The organism is Streptomyces sp. CB01249, from assembly GCF_001905735.1.
GTDB lineage: Bacteria > Actinomycetota > Actinomycetes > Streptomycetales > Streptomycetaceae > Streptomyces.
Window position 1 is genome coordinate 140591 of sequence record NZ_LISW01000010.1, and the last position, 19094, is coordinate 159684.

The 19094-nt window shown below is 71.8% G+C and carries 6 protein-coding genes; 2 read left to right on the top strand and 4 right to left on the bottom strand.

The window, feature by feature from the left end; all coding sequences use genetic code 11:
- Positions 1-30: 30 nt before the first annotated feature.
- Positions 31-264, bottom strand: coding sequence for a phosphopantetheine-binding protein (locus tag AMK18_RS32875; RefSeq protein ID WP_073865705.1), 234 nt, complete (start codon positions 262-264; stop codon positions 31-33).
- 50 nt (positions 265-314) lie between these two features.
- Positions 315-1334, bottom strand: a complete 1020-nt coding sequence (locus tag AMK18_RS32880; protein ID WP_079199386.1) for a ketoacyl-ACP synthase III family protein — start codon at positions 1332-1334, stop codon at positions 315-317.
- A 105-nt stretch (positions 1335-1439) separates the two neighbouring features.
- Between AMK18_RS32880 and AMK18_RS32885 the strand changes: the two genes are divergently transcribed.
- Positions 1440-2072, top strand: coding sequence for a TetR/AcrR family transcriptional regulator (locus AMK18_RS32885; protein ID WP_079199387.1), 633 nt, complete (start codon positions 1440-1442; stop codon positions 2070-2072).
- A 92-nt stretch (positions 2073-2164) separates the two neighbouring features.
- On the top strand, positions 2165-3370 hold the full coding sequence (locus AMK18_RS32890) for a cytochrome P450 (protein WP_073865707.1): 1206 nt from the start codon (positions 2165-2167) through the stop codon (positions 3368-3370).
- A gap of 144 nt (positions 3371-3514) precedes the next feature.
- Here the strand turns inward: AMK18_RS32890 and AMK18_RS32895 are convergent, their stop codons facing one another.
- Both AMK18_RS32895 and AMK18_RS35430 read right to left on the bottom strand, forming a co-directional pair.
- Positions 3515-5119 (bottom strand): DHA2 family efflux MFS transporter permease subunit, encoded by a 1605-nt coding sequence (locus tag AMK18_RS32895; RefSeq protein ID WP_241836710.1) that lies wholly within the window; start codon positions 5117-5119, stop codon positions 3515-3517.
- Between the two features lie 108 nt (positions 5120-5227).
- A complete protein-coding gene (locus tag AMK18_RS35430) occupies positions 5228-19021 on the bottom strand; it encodes a type I polyketide synthase (protein ID WP_073865709.1) in 13794 nt (4597 codons plus the stop codon).
- Positions 19022-19094 lie beyond the last annotated feature (73 nt).

A 19094-nucleotide genomic window follows, 5' to 3' on the forward strand; every position in this document is an offset into this window, starting at 1 on the left:
CCGGCCCTTCACCATGCACCCTCCCCCACGTCAGGAGAACTTGCCCGCCCATGCGGCGACGGTGGGCTCGTCCGCGAGTTCCTTGAACGAGACGGTCAGGCCGGCGCGGCGCCAGACGTTGACGAGCTGCATGATGTGCAGCGACTTGAGGCCGAGGGCGATGAGGTTGGCGTCGTCGGCGATGTCCCTGGCGTGGAAGCCGACGAGTTCGGCGACGGCCTGGCGGATCTCGTCGGCGGTGGGCGCGGTGGTGGTCCGGCTCATGGTGGGCCCTTTCTTCTCTCTGCTCCTGTCCGGGACTTGGCGGACAGGACCTACGGGATGTCGACGATCTCGAGGACGGCGCAGCCCACTTCCATGCCGACGGCGGCCGCGAGCAGCAGGACGTGGTCGCCGGGGCGCAGTTCGCCGGAGGCCAGCAGGTGTTCGAGGCCGACGATCTGGTCGGTGCCGCCGGAGTGGCCGACGCGGCGGTTGAACTCCCAGGTCCCGCGGGACTCCTCGATGCCCAGCGGCTCCAGGAAGCCGTTCCGGATCTGGTCGAAGGCGACGGCGCTGTGCGCGACGCGCGTGATGTCGTCGAGCGTGCGTCCGGCGTCCGTGAGGGCGGCGGTGACGGCCTCGACCACGATGTCACCGAGGTGGAAGACGGGCGGGGGAACGCCCTTGATCCACTGGGCGCGGATGTGGTCGGTGCGGGCCTCCAGGTCGAGCGGGTGGCCCAGGGTGATGCTCGGCGGGAAGAGCGGGTCGCCGCCGCGGTGCAGGATCTCGGCCTCCGGGATGGAGATCGAGGAGACGGACAGCAGCTTGGCGAAGCCTTCGCGCCGGGAGAGCACGACGGCGGAGCCCGCGTCGCCGAGTACGTAGTTCGAGCTGACCCGCCAGCGGTCCAGGCCCGGGGTGGAGAAGTTGTCGCCGGCGGTGATCAGAACGGCGCCGGCGGCCGGGTCGGCGGTCATCATGGTGGCGGCGAACCGCAGCGAGGTGATCATGCCGAGGCAGCCCTGGCGCAGTTCCAGGGCGGGCACGGGCCGGTTCACCGTGCGGTGCAGGATGTAGTGGGGGGCCGACCAGATGTCGGGGCCCTGGTGGAAGACGGGCGTGTGGATGAGCGCCGCGATCTCCTCCGGCTCGTGCCCGGAGCGTTTGAGGGCCTCCTCGGCCGCAGCGATCGCCATGTCGGGGGCGGGCACGTCCCCGGCGACCGCGACCGAGACCATGCCGCTGGACGCCCGCAGGGTCTCGTCGTACCAGCCCTTTTCGATGGCCTCGTCGACGCTGACCCGGTCGGGTATCCAGCTGCCGATCCCAGCCAGGTACACGTTGTCCACTTTCATCCTGTGCGCCCGCTTTCAGAAGAGCCTGTGAGGGTACGGGGCACCTTCCCAGACGGCCCTTGTGCGGCTCTTTCGTAGCGCTTGCAGCATGATGTGGGCGTGGGGCTGCGGGAGATGAAGAAACTCAAGGTCAGGCAGGCGATCCAGCGGGAGACGCTGCGCCTGTTCGAAGAGCGCGGATACCGGGCGACGACGGTCGAGGAGATCGCCGCGGCGGCGGAGGTGTCCACGACGACCTTCTACCGCTACTACTCCTCCAAGGAGGACGTGATCCTGTCCGGGGTCCATGACCGCGGGCCGGAGCCAACGGAGTCCCCCGGCGCGCACCCGCTGCACTTCGCGGACGGAGGTCTGCCCGAGGGCGGTTCCCTGCTGGCCGGGCTACGGGTCATGCTGGCCGGTGTACGCGAGAGCGGGGCGTTCGACGAGGGCCGTGCGGAGCTGCTGACCCGGTTGCGCATGATCAACCGGGTACCGGAGCTGCGGGCCCTCAACGCCCAGCGCACCCAGGAGGGGCTGCGTGAGCTGGCCCGGTTGCTGGCGGCCCGGAGCGGGACGGATCCCGACGGTCCGGAGGGGTACCGGACCCGGGTGCTGGCGGCGGCGATCGGGGGCGCGGTGGCCGAGACCCTGCGCTTCTGGGTGGACCAGGACGGGGAACCGGATCTGGACGATCTCTTCGCCCGCACCCTCGATCTGTTGGCTCCGGCGCTGGAGCGGGCCTCGCACTGACGTGGCCGCCCGGCGGTTTAAGGCTGCTTTAGAAGCTGCTTCTAGCCTTCGGCGACGACGGGCGTAACGCCACACCACCGAGGAGCACGATCGTGACCCAAATCCAGGACCTCCCACGTCTTCCCTTCGACCGTGACCACGACGATGTGAACGGCATCGCGCCGAAGTTCCGCTCGCTGCGCACCGAGTCGCCGGTGGTCCGCGTGACCACCTCGGCCGGCGACGAGGCCTGGCTCGTCACCCGCTACGGCGAGGTCAAGCAGCTCCTCAACGACGCCCGGCTGGGCCGCTCCCACCACGCGCCGGAGACCGCCTCCCGGGTGGCCAACGCCGCCGTGCTGACCGGCCCGCTGGGCAAGCCCGAGGACGAGGTGCCCACCCGTACGAAGCTGCGCCGGCTGCTGGCCCCGGCCTTCTCGGCGCGCCGGGTGCAGAAGCTCCAGGGCGGCGTCCAGCAGCTGATCGACCAGCTGCTGGACAACCTGGAGAAGGGCCCGAAGCCCGGCGACTTCCACGAGGCGCTGTCCTTCCCGCTGCCCGTGCTGGTCATCTGCCAGCTGCTGGGCGTACCCGGCGAGGACCGCGAGGAGTTCCGCCGGATGTCGGCGGGTGCCACCAGCCTGACGGACGTGGAGAAGGCCAAGGCGTCCTGGGGCGAGCTGCACGGCTACATGCGCAGCCTCATCGAGGTGAAGCGCAGGACCCCGGGCGAGGACGTGTTCTCGGACCTGGTCGCCGTACAGGAGAAGGAGGGCCTGGCGGACGACGAGATCGCGCGGATGGCCGCCGGTCTGCTGTTCGCCGGGCACGAGACCACGGTGACGCGGCTGGACCTCGGGACGCTGCTGCTGCTCACCCACCCCGAGGAGCGCAAGAAGCTGCAGGCCGACCCGAAGGGACTCGTGCAGGGCGCGGTCGAGGAGATCCTGCGGATGGCGGCGCCGTCCACGCAGGACGTGCTGCCCCGCTACACGCACGACGACATCGAGGTCGCCGGGACCACCATTCCCAAGGGTGACCTGGTGATGCTGGCGTTCACGGCCACCAACCGCGACCCGGACATCTTCTCCGACCCGGACGTCTTCGACATCACCCGGGACAGCACGCAGCACCTGGCCTTCGGTCACGGTCCGCGCTTCTGCCTCGGTTCGGGTCTGGCCCGTCTGGAGCTCCAGGCGCTGTTCTCCACGCTGTTCGTCCGGTTCCCGGACCTGCAGCTGGCGGTGGACCCGGCGGAACTGCAGTTCCGCGACGACACCCTGACGGGTGGTCTGGCCTCGCTGCCGGTCACCTGGTAGTCCGCACATACGAAGAGGCGGCGCGTCCCCGTGGGGCGCGCCGCCTCTTCGTGTCCGGGCGTCAGGTGCCAGGACATGATCCGGCCCCCGCGGCGGGGGATGTCGCGGGGGCCGGACGTCGGGGGATCCGCCGGAGGCGGCGGATCAGCGGGAGGGTTCGGGCTGCGGCGGAGCCACCGGCTCGGCCGCGGCGGCCTTCTGGGCCGACCGGTGGTTCTTGGCCGCCAGGCAGAGCAGCACGGAGCCGACGATGGCGCCGAGCGGCAGGATCAGGGTGCTGTGCATGGTGGTGACGAACCCGTGGTCGTAGACGGCCTCGGCCGCGGCTGCGAGTTGCCGGGCGGCGGCCGTCGGCAGGCCCTCGGCGAGCGCCTTGATCGTGTCGGCGTCGGGGCTCGCGCCGGAGGAGAAGGCGTCGACGAAGCCCTCGCGGCTCTGGGCGGGCAACCCGGAGGAGCGGGTGGCCGCCTCCTCGTGCAGGGTGGTGGCGAGCCGGCTCTGCAGGACGGCGCCGACGACGGAGGCGCCGAGGACGGAGCCGATCTGACGGATGGTGTTGTTGACGCCGGAGGCGGCGCCCGCCAGGCGCGGCGGTACGTTGCGCATGGCCTCGGTGGCCATCGGCGCGAGCAGGCAGCCGGTGCCCAGGCCCACCACGGCCATCGGCAGCGTGAAGGTGTACCAGTGGCTGTCCACCGCGGCGAAGGCGAGGACCAGCGAGATGCCGGTGCCGTAGACGGCGAGGCCGAACAGCAGCACGTTCTTGCCGCCGATCTTGTCGGACATGCGGCCCGCGAACGGGGCGGTCACCATCGACAGCAGCGGCGAGGGGGCGAGGGTGAGACCTGCCTGCACGGCGGACATGCCGAGCACGGACTGCAGGTAGATGTTGACCGGCAGCACCAGGCCGAGCAGGGCCATCGAGATGAGCGCGACGATCACGGTCATCACGGTGAAGTTCCGGTCCTTGAAGAGCGCGAACGGTACGAGCGGCTCGTCGTCCTGCTTGCGGCGCTGGTAGAGCACGAACACGCCGAGCAGGGCCACGCCGCCGACGATCAGGGCCACGATGCCGGTGTTCCAGTCGTAGCGTTCGCCCTCCTGGAGGCCGAAGCTCAGGCAGAACAGCGCGACGGTGACGATGAGGACGCCGACGATGTCGAACTTGTGGGTCCGGGCCGGGCGGATGTCGGGCACGAGCAGGAAGGTCAGCACGAGCACGGCGATGCCGACGGGCACGTTGATGAAGAAGATCCAGCGCCAGCCGACGGTGCTGACGATCAGCCCGCCGAGCGTCGGCCCGGAGATGGTGGCGACACCGGCGATGGAGCCCCAGACGCCCATGGCCGCACCGCGCCGGTCCGCCGGGAACACCGCGATGATCATCACCATCGTCTGCGGCACCATCATGGCCGCGCCCAGGCCCTGCACCGCACGGGTGGCGATGAGCATGCCGGGGTCGACGGCGAGGCCGCAGGCGACGCTGGCCAGGGTGAACAGCACGACGCCCGAGGCGAACAGGGTACGAGGACCGCGGAGGTCACCGAGGCGGCCGAAGGTGATCAGGGTGACAGCGAGGACGAGCGCATAGGCACTGACCACCCACAGGGCCTCGTCAAGGGAGGAACCGAGTCTCTCCATCATGTCGGGGATCGCGATGTTCACGATCGTCAGGTCCAGCAGTGTCATGAAGAACCCGAGACCGAGCGTCATCAAGACCGCCCACGGGTTCCCGCGCAACTTACTCACGGATGCTCCTCGTCCTCCACCGAAGTGGCTCGCCTCTAAAATCTGGGACAGTGACCCGAAAATGTCAATGCCCCACTTACCAGGGCCGGTTGGAACCGGACCCATGTCTCACTGACTGAGTTCCTCGTCGAGCGCGGAAAACAGATCGTCGTCCGAGATGTCCGCCAGCCCCTCGGCGGAGGGCTCGGCCGCGCCGTCGGCGGCGGCCTGCCACCTGCGCAGCAGTTCGCGCAGCCGGCCGCCCGCCCGTTCGTGGTCGTCGCTCCCGGCGTCGGCCGCTTCGAGGGCCGCCTCCAGCCGGTCCAGCTCCTGGGACAACCCGCCGACCGCGGAATCCTCCGGTACGAGCCGGCCCAGCAGTTCGGCGGTGAGCGCCTCGGCCGTCGGGTGGTCGAAGACGAGCGTGGCCGAAAGACGCAGCCCGGTGGCCGTGGTGAGACGGTCACGCAGTTCGACCGAGGTGAGCGAGTCGAAGCCGAGTTCCTGAAGGCTGCGTGCGGGATCGACCCGCCGGTCGTCCGCGTGGCCGAGCACCCCGGCGATCTCGCCCCGCACCAGGGCCAGTACGGCTTCGGCACGCTCGTCGGCGCCGAGTGCGGCGAGCCGGTCCGCGAGCGAGGTCGCCGCGACCCCCGTGCTGCCGTCCGCCGCCGCGGCGCTGCGCCGGGCCGGGGTGCGGACGAGGCCGCGCAGCGGCGCGGGGAGTGTGCCCGCCCCGGCCCGGGCCCGCAGTGCGGCGGAGTCCAGCCGGACCGGCGCCAGGGCCGGTTGCGAGCGGGCGGCCAGGGCCGCGTCCAGCAGGGCCAGGCCCTGTTCGGCGGACATCGGGGCGAGGCCGGTGCGGGCCAGCCGGGCGCGGTCGGCGGCGCCGAGCTCTTCGGCCATACCGGCGCCGTCACCGCCCCACAGCCCCCAGGCGAGGGACAGCGCGGGCAGTCCGGCCGCGCGGCGCTGATGGGCGAAGGCATCCAGGAAGGCATTGGCGGCGGCGTAGTTGGCCTGCCCCGCGGTGCCGAGCAGCGCGGCGACCGAGGAGAACACGACGAAGGAGTCGAGGGCGGTCCCCCGGGTCAGCTCGTGCAGGTTGCACACGGCGTCGGCCTTGGGCCGCAGCACGGTGTCGAACCGCTCGGCGGTGAGCCCGGTCAGCACCCCGTCGTCCAGTACGCCCGCGGTGTGCACGACCGAGGTCAGCGGATGGTCCTCGTCCACCTGCCCCAGGAGTCCGGCGAGCGCGTCGCGGTCGGCGACGTCGCAGGCGACGAAGACCGCCTCGGCGCCCAGTTCCCGCAGCTGCGCGCCCAGTTCCGCCGCGCCGGGCGCGTCGGCACCCCGGCGGCTCGCGAGCAGTAGGTGCCGTACCCCGTACGCGGTCACCAGGTGCCGGGCGACCAGTCCGCCCAGGAACCCGCCGGCGCCGGTGAGCAGGACGGTGCCGCCCTCCCGGAACGCCGGGGCCGGGGCCGGGTCGTCGGGCCGGGCCGGCACGAGGCGGGGAGCGTGGGCGGCTCCGGCGCGCAGCGCGAGCTGCGGCTCGCCGTGCTCCACGGCGAGGAGCGCCGCGGCGGGGGCGGCGGCCGCGGAGGCCGGGTCCTCGTCCAGGTCCAGGACGACGAGGCGTCCTGGGTGTTCCGCCTGGGCGGAGCGCAGCAGACCCAGCAGGGCAGCGGCCACGGGGTCGGGTACGTCGGCGCCGACGGGCGCGCCGCCCCGGGTGAGCAGGACGAGGGTGCTGTCGGCGAGCGCGTCCTCGGCCGGCCAGCTCTGGAGGAGCCCCAGCAGTCCGCCGATGGCCTCACGAAGCGCCTCGGGCGGGGTCGCGGAAGCCGGCTCCTCGCCGAGCGCACCGGGCGGGACCACGGCGTCGGTGACGACGAAGCGAGGCACGGACGCCCCGGACCGGACGGCCTCGGTGAGCTCGGCCAGGCCGCCGTAGCACGTGGTCTGTGCGGGTACGGCGGTCACTTCGGACACCGGGCCGAGCAGGGCCCAGTCCGCCGGTCCTGCCGGGCCGTCCTGCGGCAGCGGCAGGGGGATCCAGTCGAGGCGCAGGAGGCCGCCGTCCGCGCCCGGGCTGCCCTGGGCGGCGGTGGCGAGGGCGCCTTCGGGGAGCGGGCGCACGGCGAGGGCGTCGACCGTGGCGACCATCCGCCCCTGCGGGTCGGCGAGGTCCAGTCGGTACGCGCCCTCGGCACCCGTGGGGGCGACGCGGACGCGCAGAGCGCCCGCCCCGGTGGCGTGCAGGCGGAGGCCACTCCACAGGAAGGGGACGTGGATCCGGTCGGCCCCTTCGCCCTCACCGTCGTCGCCCCGGCCGGGGCCGCCGAGCGCGAGGGTGCGCAGGGCCGAGTCGAGCAGGGCGGGGTGCAGGCCGAAGTCCCCTTCACCGGCGCCCGTTCCCTCGGGCAGCCGTACGTCCAGGTAGCGGACGTCGCCCTCGCGCCAGGCCGCGGCCAGTCCCTGGAACGCGGGGCCGTAACCGAGCCCGGCAGCCACGAGCCGGTCGGCGAGCGCGTCCACGTCCACCGGCTCGGCACCGGCCGGGGGCCATGCCTCGGCCCAGGGCGCGGCGGGCGGAGCGGCGGGCGCGGACGGTGCCAGGGTGCCGGTGGCGTGCCGGGTCCAGTCGCCGCCGTCGACGCCGGAGTGGACGGCGAAGGTGTGCCGCCCGCTGCCGTCGCCGGTGTCGGTGACCTGGATCTGGAGGCGCGGTGCGGCGCGCTCCGGGAGCACCAGCGGCGCCTCCAGGTTCAGTTCCTCGACGGTGTCGCAGCCCACCTGGTCCCCGGCGTACACCGCGAGGTCCGCGAAGGCGGCGCCCGGCAGCAGGACCGAGCCCGCGACCACGTGATCGGCGAGCCATGGGAGGCCGTCCGGCGCGATGCGGCCGGTCAGCACCGCCCCCTGGCCGTCGGCGAGGGCGACGACCGCGCTCAGCAGCGGGTGGCCGGCGCCCTCTTGTCCTGCCGCGGCCGCGTCCTGGGCCACGGCCGGGGCCTCCAGCCAGTAGCGGGTGCGCTGGAAGGCGTACGTCGGCAGTTCCACCGGGTACGCGGCCGGCAGCAGCGACGGCCAGTCCACGGCGGCGCCCCGGGTGTGGACCGTGCCCAGTGCCGTGAGGAGCGACCGCCCTTCCGGGTGCCCGGCGCGCAGGGCGGACACCGCGTCGGCGCCGTCCAGCGCGCCCCGCACCATGGCCGTCAGCACCGGGTCGGGACCGAGTTCCAGGTAGGTGGTGACGCCCTGCTCGTGCAGGGTGCGTACGCCGTCGTGGAAGCGGACGGCGGCCCGGATGTGCCGGGCCCAGTAGCCGGGGTCGGTCAGTTCGCCGGGTCCGGCGATCCGGCCGGTGATGTTGGAGACGACGGGGATGGCCGGCTCCCGCAGGTCCAGGGTGCGGATGACCTCCTCGAACTCGGCGAGGACACCGTCCATGTGGGGCGAGTGGAAGGCGTGCGAGACGGTCAGCCGCCGGGTCTTGGTCCCCTGCGCGCGGAAGTCCTCGGCGACCTCATCGGCCGCGTCGGGGTCGCCGGAGATCACCACCGAGTCCGGCCCGTTGACGGCCGCCAGGCTGAGCCGTCCCGCGTGCCGCTCCAGATGGGGCAGTACGTCAGCTTCCGCGGCCCGGATCGCGATCATCGCGCCGCCCGCCGGGGCCGCCTGCATGAGCCGGCCACGGGCGGCCACCAGGGTGCAGGCGTCGGCGAGGCTCAGCACACCCGCGGCGTGCGCGGCGCTGATCTCGCCCACGGAGTGGCCGATGAGCAGGGCCGGGGCGAGGCCCGCGTGCTCGGCGAGCCTGAACAGCGAGGTCTCCAGGGCGAACAGCGCGGCCTGGGTGTGCACGGTCTGGTCCAGCAGGTCGGCCTCGGGGCTGTCCGGTACCGAGAAGACGATCTCCTTCAGCGGCCGTCCCAGCTCGGGGTCGAGGTGGGCGCACACCGCGTCGAAGGCGGCGGCGAAGACGGGGAAGGTCTCGTACAGGTCGCGTCCCATCCCGGGCCGCTGGCTGCCCTGGCCGGTGAACATCACGGCGGTCTTCGGTACCCCGGCTGCGGTCCCCCGGACGACGGCGGGCGTGTCGGTGCCCGCGGCGAGTGCGGCCAGCGCCTCCATGAGCTCGTCCCGGTCCGTGCCGGCGACCACCGCGCGGTGCTCGAAGCGGGCGCGGGTGGTGGCGAGCGCGAGGGCCACGTCCGCCACCGCCGGTCCTCGGGCGGCCACATGGTCGCGCAGGCGGGACGCCTGGTCCCGCAACGCCTCCTCGGTCCGGGCGGACAGCACCCACGGCACGGGAACGGGTCCGGCCTCCGTCGAGCCCTCGGGCCGGGAGTCCTGCGGCGCCTGTTCCAGGATCAGGTGGGCGTTGGTGCCGGAGATGCCGAAGGAGGAGACGGCCGCGCGGCGCGGGCGGTCGAGTTCGGGCCACGGCCGCTGCTCGGTGAGCAGTTCCACCGTCCCGGAGGACCAGTCCACGTGCGGGGTCGGGGCGTCCACGTGCAGCGTCTGAGGGAGGACCCCGTTGCGCAGCGCCATGATCATCTTGATGACTCCGGCGACGCCGGACGCGGCCTGTGCGTGCCCGATGTTGGACTTGAGCGAGCCCAGCCACAGCGGCGCTTCGGGGCTGTGCTCCTCGCCGTAGGTGGCCAGCAGCGCCTGCGCCTCGATCGGATCGCCCAGCGTGGTGCCGGTTCCGTGCGCCTCCACGGCGTCCACGTCGGCGCCGCTCAGCCCGGCGTCCGCGAGCGCCTGGCGGATCACCCGCTGCTGGGCGGGGCCGCTGGGGGCCGTCAGGCCGTTGCTCGCACCGTCCTGGTTGACGGCGCTGCCGCGGATCACGGCGAGTACCTGGTGTCCGTTGGCCTGTGCGTCGGAGAGCTTCTCCAGGAGCACCAGGCCGACGCCCTCGGCCCAGCCGGTCCCGTTGGACTGGGCGGCGAAGGCCTTGCAGCGGCCGTCGGGCGACAGGGCCCGCTGGCGGCTGAACTCCAGATAGGTGGTGGGCGTCGCCATGAGGGTCACACCGCCGGCCAGCGCCATCGTGCACTCGCCCGAGCGCAGCGCCCCGGCGGCCAGGTGCAGGGCGACCAGCGAGGAGGAGCAGGCCGTGTCCACGGTGATGGCGGGGCCTTCGAACCCGAAGGTGTACGCGATGCGCCCGGAGGCGACACTGCCCATGCTGCCGTTGCCGAGGTAGCCCTCGTACCCCGTGGGCGCGGGCTTGAGCCGCGAGGCGTAGTCGTTGTACATGACGCCCGCGAAGACGCCGGTACGGCTGCCGCGCACGGCGGCCGGGTCGATCCCGGCCCGCTCGAAGGCCTCCCACGCGGTTTCCAGCAGCAGACGCTGCTGCGGGTCGGTGGCCAGGGCCTCACGCGGGCTGATGCCGAAGAACTCGGCGTCGAAGTCCTCGGCTCCGTGCAGGAATCCGCCCTGCGTGGAGTACGTACGCCCGACCGCGTCCGGGTCCGGGTCGTACAGCTCCTCCGCGTCCCAGCCCCGGGACGCGGGGAAGGAGCCGACCGCGTCGGTCCCCTGCTCGACCAGGTGCCACAAGTCCTCCGGCGATGTGACACCGCCCGGGTAGCGGCAGCTCATCGCGACCACGGCGATCGGCTCGTCGTCCCCGGCGGTGCCCGTGTCCCGCAGCGGTTCGGCGGCCGGGGTGCTCGCGCCGAGGACCCGCTCCAGCAGGTGGCCAGTGACCGCGCGCGGCGTCGGGTGGTCGAAGACGAGCGTCGCCGGCAGGGTCAGGCCGGTCGCGGCGCCGAGCCGGTTGCGCAGTTCCACGGAGGCGAGCGAGTCGAAGCCGAAGTCCTTGAACGGCCGCTGCTCGTTCACGGAGTCGGGCGAACCATGCCCCAGGACCGTGGCCACAGTGGCGCGTACGACCGAGGCGACCGCCTCCGCCCGCCCGTCCTCGGGCAGCGCGGCGATCCGCTCGGCCCAGGCTCCGGGCTGCCCGCTGCCCGCTGCGGCGGCGGTGCGCCGGGCGGGGACCCGGACCAGTGAACGGAGCAGCGCCGGGAGCCTGCCCGCGGCCGCCTCGCCGCGCAGCGCGCCCAGGTCGAGGCGTGCCGGAACGGTCGCGGAACGCCCGGTCGCCAGGGAGGCGTCGAACAGCGCGAGCCCTTCCTCCGTACCGAGCGCGGCGATGCCCCCTCGGGTCATCCGGGACAGGTCGGTGTCGCTGAGGTGACCGGTCAGTCCGGACGCCTGACCCCACAGGCCCCAGGCCAGGGAGGTGGCCGGCAGCCCCAGGGCGTGGCGGTGGGCGGCGAGGCCGTCGAGCAGACCGTTGGCGGCGGTGTAGTTGCCCTGGCCCGGATTGCCGAGCGTGGCGGTGACGGAGGAGAAGAGGACGAAGGCGGCGAGGTCGGTGTCGCGGGTGAGTTCGTGCAGGTGCCAGGCGGCGTCGGCCTTGGGGCGCAGGACGGTGTCGAGGCGTTCGGGGGTGAGCGCGGTGACCGTGCCGTCGTCCAGCGCACCGGCGGTGTGGATGACCGCGGTGAGGGGGTGGTCGGTGGGAACGGCGGCCAGGAGCGCGGCGAGCGCATCCCGGTCCGCGACATCACAGGACGCGAAGGTGGCCTCGGCGCCCATCTCCCGTATCTGTGAAGCCAGTTCGGCCGCGCCCGGCGCGTCGGCACCCCGGCGGCTGGCCAGCAGCAGGTGCCGTACGCCATAGGCGGTGACCAGGTGCCGGGCGAAGAGCCCGCCGAGCGTCCCGGAAGCCCCGGTGACGAGTACGGTCCCGGCCGGGTCGAGGGCCGGAGCCACGGCCGAGCTGTCGTCGGCGCGGACCAGCCGGGGCGCGAGAACGACCTGTCCGCGCACCGCAAGCTGAGGCTCGGAGGGTGCGCCCGACAAGGCGCGTACCAGGGCGCCCGGGTCGTCACCGCCGCTCGGGTCCAGATCGAGGAGGGCGAAACGGCCCGGCTCCTCCGCCTGCGCGGTACGCAACAGGCCCCACACGGCAGCGCCCGCGAGGTCCCGCACGTCCTCGCCCTCCTGCGCGGCGAGCGCGCCCCGGGTGGCGACGACCAGCCGGATGCCGGCGAGCCCTTCATCGGTCAGCCACTCCTGGACCGCCGCCAGCGCCCGGCCGACCTCGGCCCGGACCCGCTCGGGCAGCGCGGACCCGTCCTCGGCGGAGGCCCCGGGGACGAGGAGCACCGCGGACTCCGGTGCGGCCGCCCCCTGCTGTACGGCTGTCAGCAGGGCGGCGGCATCGGCGTGGAGCCCGGCCCCCAGTGCCTCGGCGAACGCGCGGTCCGTGGGGGAACCACCGAGCACGGCCGTCACCTCGGAGGCGTCCGCGTCCGGGAGTACCGCCTCGGCCCACTCCACGACGTAGGGGACGGGACGGGCAGCGGTTGCGGGCGCCAGTCCACCTGCCGGGACCTCGCGGAGTGCGAGGGAGGTGACGGTGGCGACGGGTTGTCCGGTGGTGTCGGTGATGCGGAGGGTGATGCCGTCGGTGGGGGTCGGGGTGATGTGGACGCGGACGGTGGTGGCGCCGGTGGCGTGGAGGTGGATGCCGGACCAGGCGAAGGGGAGCCGGGGGGCGGGCAGTTCGGTGCCCGGGGTGAGGAGCGCGGTGTGGAGGGTGGCGTCGAGCAGGGCGGGGTGGATACCGAAGGTGTCGGCGTCCTGGTGCTGGTCCTCGGCGAGGGCGACCTCGGCAAAGACGTCGTCCCCGTGCCGCCATGCGGCCTGGACGCCCTGGAACACCGGCCCGTACTCGTAACCGGCCGCCGCCAGCTCCTCGTAGAGCGTGCTCGTGTCCACCCGCGTGGCCCCGGCCGGCGGCCACACCCCATCGGCCGACACACCGCGAGGCTCCGGCACCGCTGTGGACGAGAGGACCCCGGCCGCGTGGCCGGTCCACTCGGCCCCGTCGTCGCTCTCCTCCGCGCTCTCGGGGCGGGAGTACACGGTGACGGCGCGGCGGCCGCCCTCCTCGGCCTCGACCACGACCTGGAGGCGGACGGCCCCGGTGGCGCCGAGCAGCAGCGGAGCCTGGAGGGTGAGCTCTTCGAGGACCTCGCAGCCGGTCTCGTACCCGGCCCGGAGGGCAAGCTCCACGAAGGCGGTGCCCGGCAGCAGGACCGTGCCGGACACGGCGTGGTCGGCGAGCCACGGGTGCGACTTCAGCGAGAGCCGCCCGGACAGCACGGCGGACCCGCTGCCGGCGACCTCGGTCACCGCTCCGAGAAGGGGGTGCTCGGCGGAGGTGAGCCCGGCCATCGTGACGTCGCCGGTGGTGGGGGCGGATTCGAGCCAGTAGCGGGTGCGCTGGAAGGCGTACGTGGGCAGGTCGAGGGGGCGCTGAGGCTCGGGGAGGGCTGTGGTCCAGTCGACGGGGACGCCGTGGGTCCACGCCTGACCGACAGAGAGCAGGAACCGGTCCAGGCCGCCCTCGTCACGGCGGAGCGACGGCACGGCGAGCGCTGTGGACGCGTCGGCGGCCTCGAACGTCTCCTGAAGGCCGATGGTGAGGACCGGGTGGGCGCTGGACTCGATGAACGTCGTGAAACCGTCCGCGAGCAGGGCCCGCGTCGTCTTCTCGAACTCCACCGTCTGACGCAGATTCCGATACCAGTACTCCGCGTCCAGGACCGCGCTGTCGATCACTTCGTTCGTGACGGTGGAGTAGAACGGGATCTCGGGCCTGCACGGCACCACCGGGGCCAGGAGCTGCGCCAGCTCGGCCTGGATGGACTCCACGTGCGGAGAGTGCGAGGCGTAGTCCACCGCGATACGACGCGAACGCACCCCGTCCTTGTCGAGCACCGCAACGAGTTCGTCCAGAGCGCTGTCCGTACCCGAGACCACCGTGGACGAAGGGCCGTTGACCGTGGCCACACCCAGATCGTCCGCCCACCGCGTCAGATACGGACGCACCGCATCGGCAGGCAGCGCGACCGACAGCATGCCGCCCCGACCGGCCAGCGCGATGATCGCCCGGCTCCGCAGAGCCACCACCAGGGCGCCGTCCTCCAAGGACAGCGCACCCGACACCACAGCAGCCGCGATCTCACCCTGCGAGTGACCGACCACGGCGTCCGGCACGACACCGAAGGAGCGCCATGCCTCGGCGAGGGAGACCATGACCGCCCACAGCGCGGGCTGGATCACGTCCACCCGTTCGAGCAGCCCCTCGGGGTCACCCTGAAGCAGCACCGGCAGCAAGTCCCAGTCCGTGTACGCGGACAGGGCACGCGCACAATCCTCAAGGCGCGCCCGGAACGCCGGAGACGCCTCGAACAGGCCCGCCGCCATACCGATCCACTGGGAGCCCTGACCCGGGAACACGAACACCGTGCGGCCCGTGACCGCCTCGCCCGAGGCTCCGGCGTCCGCACGCAGAGCGTCCAGCAGTTCCTGCCGGGTGCTGCCGACCACGACCTTGCGCTGCCCGAACACCGTGCGGTGCGAGACCAATGCGGTCGCAACAGCACTCGGCGTGAACTCCGGGGCGCTCTCCACAAACTCCGTCAGACGAGCCACCTGCTCACGCAGGGCCTCCTCAGTCCGACCGGACACCACCCACGGCACCACACCACCGGCAGAGGCTTCCGGCAGCGAAGCCTCCGGGGCCTGCTCCAAAATCATGTGCGCGTTCGTGCCCGAGATACCGAACGACGACACCGCCGCACGGCGCGGACGCTCCAGCTCCGGCCACGGCCGCTGCTCGGTCAGCAGCTCCACCGATCCCTCGGACCAGTCCACGTGCGACGTCGGGTCGGTGACATTCAGCGTCCGGGGAAGAACCCCCTCACGCATCGCCATGACCATCTTGATCACACCACCGACACCTGCAGCGGCCATGGTGTGCCCAACGTTCGACTTGAACGACCCCAGCCACAGGGGCTGTTCGGGCGTCCGCTCCTGCCCGTACGTCGCGATCAGCGCCTGCGCCTCGATCGGGTCACCGAGCTTGGTCCCCGTACCGTGCGCCTCCACCACATCAACGTCCGTACCCGTCAGACCCGCATTGGCCAGCGCCTGACGGATCACACGCTGCTGAGACGGGCCGTTCGGCGCGCTCAGCCCGTTGCTCGCACCGTCCTGATTGACCGCCGAACCTCGGATCACCGCCAGCACCGGGTGGCCGTTGGCCTGGGCATCGGACAGCCGCTCCAACAGCAGAACGCCCGCGCCCTCGCCCCAGGCCGTCCCGTCCGCGCTCGCGGAGAACGCCTTGCACCGGCCGTCCTCCGACAAACCCTGCTGCCGCGAGAACTCCACGAACATCCCCGGCGACGACATCACCGTCGCACCACCGGCCAGCGCGAGCGAGCACTCACCCCGTTGCAGCGCCTGCGCCGCGAGGTGGAGTGCCACCAGGGAGGAGGAACAGGCCGTGTCCACGGTCAGCGCCGGGCCTTCCAGGCCAAGGGTGTAAGAGATACGGCCCGAAGCAACACTCGCCGTGTTACCGGTGAGGAGGTACCCCTCCGTGCCCGCAACCGGCTCGGCCAGACGGGGCCCGTACTCCCCCGTCATCGCACCGACGAACACACCCGTCCGACTGCCCCTGAGCGACTGCGGAACAATCCCCGACCGCTCCAACGCCTCCCAGGCCGTCTCCAACAGCAGACGCTGCTGCGGATCCATCGCCACGGCCTCACGCGGCGAGATCCCGAAGAACTCCGCGTCGAACCCATCCACCCCCTGCAAGAAGCCGCCATACCGCGCATACGACTTCCCCGGCACACCACGCTCGGCGTCGTACAACCCCTCGACATCCCAGCCACGGTCCTCCGGCCAGCCACCAATGGCATCCCCGCCCTCGGCAACCAGGCCCCACAGCCCCTCGGGCGAAACCACCCCACCCGGGTACCGGCACGCCATACCCACAATCGCCAACGGCTCGTCGGACACGTCCTCGACCCCGGCAAGGACCGCGTCCACGGCCTCCGGGTCGGGCGCACCCACCAGGTCGCGAACGATGTGGCGAGCAAGAACGGCGGGGGTCGGGTAGTCGTAGACGAGCGAGGACGGCAGGGCGATGCCGAGGTCGGCGGCCAGGCGACTGCGCAGCTCGACGGAGGTGAGCGAGTTGTAGCCCAGGTCCTTGAAGGGCAGTTCGGAATCGATCGCCTCCGCGCTGTCGTATTCGAGGATCTCGGCGGTGTGACGGCAGATCAGACCCGTGATCAGCTTCTGGCGCAGGAGATCGCCCTGCTTGCCGGTGAGCTTGCGCACCCGGCTCGCCCACTCCCCCAGTACGCCTTCCTGCTCCTCCTGCTCCTGCTCCTGTTCCGCCACGGCAACCGGGCCGTGCGGGGCGTCGGGGACGTCGATCCAGTAGCGCTTGCGCTGGAAGGCGTACGTAGGCAGCTTGACCCGGTTCCCACCGGGCAGCAGAGCCGTCCAGTCGATGTCCGTCCCACTCGCATAGGCGGTGGCCAGGGCCCGCAGCAAAGTCCGGGGCTCATCCCGCCCGTCCTTGAGCGCGGACGCAGCAGTGGGGGCGTCCAGGGTGTTCTGGACCAGAGACGTCAGGACCGGGTCCGGACCCAGTTCGAGGTACGTGGTGATGCCCTGGGCGTCCAGGGTGCGGATGCCGTCGTGGAAACGGACCGCCGCGCGGATCTGACGGGCCCAGTAAGCGGGGCTGGTCAGCTCGTCGGCGACCTGGCCGGTGACGTTCGATATGACGGTGATGTGCGGCTCGTTGAACGTGAGGGAGCCGATCTCCTGTTCGAACTCGGCCAGGGCCGTGTCCATGTGGGCGGAGTGAAACGCGTGCGAGACCGTAAGGCGCTTGACCTTCACGCCCCGCCCCCGGAACAGCTCCTCCAGGACCCCGACGGCATCCGCGTCGCCGGAGACGACGACCGCTGCGGGGCCGTTCACCGCCGCCAGCGACACACCCTCAACCAGCTCGGGCACGACCTCCGCCTCCGGAGCGGCGATCGCGAGCATCGCACCGCCCGCACGCGCGGCCTGCATCAGCCGACCCCGTACCGCAACCAGCGCACACGCGTCCTCAAGCGAGAACACCCCTGCTGCGTAGGCGGCCGTCACCTCACCGATCGAGTGACCGATCAGCGCATCCGGACGCACCCCGAACGACGACACCAACGTGAACAGAGCCGACTCCAGCGCGAACAGCGCGGCCTGGGTGAACCGGGTCTGATCCAGGACCGGATCGCCCTCGAACACCACGTCCTTCAGCGACTGGCCGAGATGCCCGTCCAGGTACGCACACGCCGCATCGAACGCCTCCGCGAACACCGGGAACGTCTCATACAGCTCCCGGCCCATCCCCGCCCGCTGGCACCCCTGCCCCGTGAACAACAACGCCGTCCCCGCAGCACCCGCCACCGGCCGGCCGCCCCGCACCGACTCCAGACCCGCGACCAGCTCCGCACGGTCCGCACCGATCACCACCGCACGGTGCTCGAACACCGTGCGCGTCGATGCCAGCGAATAGCCGACATCCAGCAGCGAACCGCCTTCAAAAGCAGCCAGATTCGCCGCCTGCGCGCGCAACGCCTCCGCGCTGCGCCCCGAGACCACCCACGGCACCAGGACCGGGTCCGCGCCCTCCGCAACAGGGGCCCGCTCGGGTGCCGGGCGGAGAATCAGGTGGCAGTTCGTCCCGCCCATCCCGAACGAGGACACACCCGCAATACGGGACCCCTCCCACACACCCGTCGATGTCTGGACCCGCAGATTCAATCCATCAAGATCAATCGCCGGATTCGCCGACTCGAAGTTCAGACTCGCCGGCACCACCCCATACCGCACCGACATCGCGGCCTTGATCAGACCGACAATGCCCGCCGCACCCTCCAGATGCCCGACATTCGTCTTCGCCGAACCCACCAGAAGCGGCTCGGCGCGCCCGGGGGCATTCCCCAGCACCATTCCCAGAGCCGCAGCCTCGACCGGATCACCCAACGCGGTTCCGGTTCCGTGCAGTTCCACGTAACCGACCTCGCCCGGCGCCACACCCGCACGCTCACACGCAAGCCGCAACACCCCGGCCTGACCCTCCACCCGAGGAGCCGTCAGACCATCACCACCACCATCATTGTTGACCGCACCACCTGCGATCACACACACCACATCATCACCATCAGCGACCGCATCCTCCAGCCGCTTCAGAACAACAAGACCCCCACCCTCACCCCGCACATAACCATTCGCCCGACCATCGAAAACAAACGCACGCCCATCCGGCGACAACCCACCGAACTTCGACACCGCCACCGAAGACTCCGGCGCCAGCATCAAATTCACCCCACCCGCCAACGCCAACGACACCTCACCACGACGCAACGCCTCACACGCCTGATGCACCGCCACCAACGCCGACGACTGACCCGAATCCACCACCAACGACGGACCCGTCAAACCCAACAGAAACGACACCCGATTCGCGATCACACTCCGCGCAAGACCCGTCGACGTGAAAGCACCAATCCCCTCCACACCACCCCGACGCGCCAAAACCGCATAATCATCCGCCATCGCCCCGACAAACACACCCGCAGCGGACCCACGCACCGAACCCGCCACCACACCGGCGTCCTCGAACGCCTCCCACGCCAACTCCAACACCAACCGCTGCTGCGGATCCATCGCCACAGCCTCACGCGGCGAAATACCGAAGAACCGCGCATCAAAACCATCAACCCGACTCAGAAACCCCGCACGCCGAGCCACCGACTTCCCCGCCACCGACGGATCAGGATCATGGAAACCCTCACCGTCCCAACGATCCGAAGGCACCTCACCCACCGCATCGAAACCCCGGACCAGCCCCTCCCAGAACTCCCCCGGACCACCCTCAGCACCCGGAAAGCGGCACGACATACCGACAACAGCAATGGCACCGACAGGGCCGTTTTTCGGCATGCCAAAGTCCGGATTCATGATGCCTGTCTCCACTTCGTCACCAGGTCGCACCGCAGGGGTCCAAGCCGATCGTCACAACGTCGGCTAAAGC